Source organism: Selenomonadales bacterium, assembly GCA_018335585.1.
Lineage (GTDB): Bacteria > Bacillota > UBA994 > UBA994 > UBA994 > UBA994.
Genome location: JAGXRZ010000060.1, coordinates 1 through 3517 on the forward strand (window position 1 = coordinate 1; position 3517 = coordinate 3517).

The 3517-nt window shown below is 56.9% G+C and carries 4 protein-coding genes; 3 read left to right on the top strand and 1 reads right to left on the bottom strand.

The genetic code is table 11. The features are described from left to right. From KGZ66_11215 to KGZ66_11225, 3 genes are all read left to right on the top strand, one after another. A partial coding sequence (locus KGZ66_11215) for a CTP synthase (GenBank protein ID MBS3986155.1) occupies positions 1-1177 on the top strand: 1177 nt, incomplete at its 5' end. Between the two features lie 162 nt (positions 1178-1339). After that, positions 1340-1978, top strand: a complete 639-nt coding sequence (locus KGZ66_11220; protein MBS3986156.1) for a class I SAM-dependent methyltransferase — start codon at positions 1340-1342, stop codon at positions 1976-1978. A 321-nt stretch (positions 1979-2299) separates the two neighbouring features. Continuing rightward, positions 2300-3082 carry a transposase gene (locus KGZ66_11225; protein ID MBS3986157.1) on the top strand — a complete coding sequence of 261 codons (783 nt, stop codon included), beginning with the start codon at positions 2300-2302 and terminating at the stop codon, positions 3080-3082. 9 nt (positions 3083-3091) lie between these two features. On the opposite strand, the gene KGZ66_11230 is transcribed toward KGZ66_11225, so the two are convergent. Then, positions 3092-3517: restriction endonuclease (locus KGZ66_11230; GenBank protein MBS3986158.1), on the bottom strand; the 426-nt coding region annotated here is incomplete at its 5' end.

The window sequence follows — 3517 nt, forward strand, 5'->3', positions numbered from 1 at the left end:
CGGCGGCACAGTCGGAGACATTGAGTCGCTGCCTTTCCTTGATGCCATCCGCCAGATGCGCATTGAAGTCGGCCGCGAGAACGTGCTCTACATGCATGTCACACTCGTGCCGCAACTTAGCATCGGCGGCGAGCTAAAGACTAAGCCCACGCAGCACAGCGTAAAGGAACTGCGCAGCCTAGGCATACGGGCCGACGTCTTGGTCTGCCGCACCAGCGCGCCGCTCACCGTTGAGCTAAAAGCCAAAATCGCGCTGCTCTGCGATATCGACCCAGCCGCCATCATGGAAAACATGGATGTGCCCTCAATTTACGAAGTGCCGCTGCGTCTAGCGGACCAGCGTCTAGACGAGCTGGTTATCGACCGCCTGCGGCTCACTCCCGGCGCGCCGGACATGGCAGAGTGGAGACATCTCGTCGCGGGCATCAAGAGTTTAAGCCAGCGGCTGCGCATAGCTGTCGTCGGTAAATACGTGGCCTTGCACGACGCCTACTTAAGCGTCGCAGAAGCGTTGCATCACGCAGGCTTTGCCCATTCCGCCAAGATTGACATCGCTTGGGTCAACTCCGAAGACATCGAGGCGGGCGGCGCGGCTTTGCACCTCGCCGGCGTAGACGCGGTTGTCGTCCCCGGCGGTTTTGGCGGGCGGGGCATATTGGGCAAAATTTTGGCCATAAACTACGCGCGCACTAACCGCATCCCGTTTCTCGGGCTTTGCCTTGGCATGCAGACAATGGTAATCGAATACTCGCGCCACGTATGCGGTTGGGCCGACGCCGACAGCGCCGAATTTAGAGACTGCCACTATCCCGTAATCGATTTGCTTCCCGAACAGAAGAACATAGAAGATTTAGGCGGCACCATGCGCCTTGGCTCATACCCGTGCAAGTTGCAGAAGGGCACAAAAGCCTACGCTGCCTACGGCCAAGAGCTTATCGACGAGCGGCACCGCCATCGCTACGAGTTTAACAACATCTACCGCGAGCAGCTGACTGCCGCCGGACTGGTCATCTCGGGCACTTCGCCTGACGGTCGCCTAGTCGAAATTGTGGAGGATCCGTCTCATCCGTACTTTGTCGGTGTGCAGTTTCACCCCGAGTTTCGTTCGCGCCCCAACCGCCCTCACCCCCTCTTCCGCGACCTTATCGCCGCAGCCCTAGCGACGCAGGCGAAATAGCGCTGATGCTCATTCCGTCCATCCCACAGGATTAATCTCCCGCTTCTAGGCCTAGCGGCGAATTCACACGGATGGATTGGACCAGCAGGATGGAGTTAATTGCAGCGTTCTATCCATCTAATCCGCCCTATCCGACAGAATTCGTTCCCCCAGGAGGTTTCCATGCCTCATTACTACACACCTCATCCTACTAGTGAGCACGACATCAAGCTAATCCAGGCAACCCTGCGGGGCCTAAGCCTTCGCTTTTTTACCGACTCAGGCGTGTTCTCAAAGGACGGCGTCGACTACGGCACGCAAGCCCTTATCGCCGCCATGCGCATCCCGGCAGGCGCCGCCGTGCTTGACATGGGCTGCGGTTACGGCCCACTTGGCATTACCGCCGCGCTGCTTAACCCGACCGGCAGCGTGACCTTCGCCGATATTAACGCGCGTGCGCTCGACCTTGCCGCCAAAAACTGTGCCGCCAACGGCGTGACCAACGCACGCTTCGTCCTTTCCGACGGCTTCGGCGCACTTGAGCACGACAAGTTCGACTGCATACTCCTAAACCCGCCTATCCGCGCCGGCAAAGACGTAGTGTTTCGCCTGTATCGCGGCGCCGCCCGGCACATCAAGCCCTGCGGCAGTCTATGGGTCGTAATCCAAAAGAAACAGGGCGCTCCCTCCACCGCGAAGGAGCTCGCCCTGCTTTTTTCTGCCGTGCATATCCGCGACCGCGACAAAGGCTACTACGTCTTCGAAGCCGAAGCTGAAGCAAAAGGGACGGAGCCTATTGCTTCACAACCGCCGACCTGCTAAGATCAAGAAGCAAGAAACAAGCCACCGGCTGCCAGCCGCCAGGAGTAGGGAGCGTGCTCCGTGCTTCGTGCTTCGTGCTTCGTAGAACGGGGTAGAACGGGGGGGCGCTGGCTCCTAGCTCCTGGCTCCTGGTAGAAGACAGGCTTACGGCTTACGGCTTACGGCTTACGGCTTACAGCGGAAAGCGGAAAGCGGAAAGCCGCTCCGCGGTTGCAGTTCATGATTCACGATTCACGATTCACGATTCCCCCGCTCACATCTCACATCTCAAAGCTCAAAGCTAAGCGGCCATCACCCAACAAACGCAAGGGGGCGAACCACATGCCTAGACAGGCGCGCGAGGTCAGCCCGACCGGGTACTACCACATCATGATGCGCGGCATCAATCGCGACTCAATCTACCAGTCAACCGGAGATAAGTCCTATTTCATCAAAACACTAAAGAAGCTCGAAGGCCTTAGCATCGCCGCCTACTGCGTGATGGACAATCACGTCCACATCGTGCTGCAGGCAGAGCTAGCAGCGCTTATGGCGGCAATCAGGAAGCTAAACTTGACGTACGCTATGTGGTACAACTCTATCCACGAGCGAGTAGGGCATGTGTATCAGAACCGCTACCGCAGCGAGATTGTCACTAACGACCGCCACTTGCTGCAAGTAGTGCGGTACGTGCACAATAACCCTGTGAAAGCGGGGCTAGCTAAAGAGGCCAAGCAATATACGTGGAGTAGCTATCGCGAATACTTAGAAGGCGCCGACATCATTTCGCATGAGCAGAAGCAGTTCGTGTTAGGTCTCATCTCAAACGGAAACGCCGGGTTCATCGCGTTTCACGGCGAGCCCGACGTGCACGAGTATCTAGACACCGCAGAAGACATTGCCGATCTACGGCTAAACCATGCGCAGTCGGTTATCGAGGAATACTGCCTGGCTCACGGCATTGTTGACCGCGCATCGCTTAAGCGGCACCCTGAGCTTATGGAAGACTTAATCATGCAGCTGCTGCAGCGCACCCATCTCAGCCACAGAAAAATTGCGGCATTTCTAGAGGTTAGCGCCAATATCGTGCATCGCGCCAGCTTAGCAGAGCAGGAGCAAGACTAATAGGCGTCATTAACCGGAGCTTTTTGTGAAGCAAAAAGCTCCGTCCCTTTTGCTTCGTGCTTCAAACAGGCTGAGGTTAGGCTGACGGGCGGCAAGGGAATGGAGTTGAGGCGTAAAGCCCGACCTGCTAAACAATGCGTAGTGTTCTTGTCGATTGCCGAGGTTCCACTTCACAGCGGCGGCCTTCTGTCGCAAGGCATAGAACGCGTCGGCGTCCACAGGATTCACGGAGTACTTGCATTCGCCGAAGACGATTTCTCGCGTGTCGTCATTAAGCGCCACCACATCTATTTCCTCGCGGTCGTTCCACCAGCGGCCGATTCTTTGCATCTTGTAGAATGCGTCCCCGCCGTTTTTCTCTGCCAGCCATTCTAGGCAGATACGCTCAAAAACATAGCTGACATGTTGCGAGACAAACCCTTCGTGCAGCTTCTC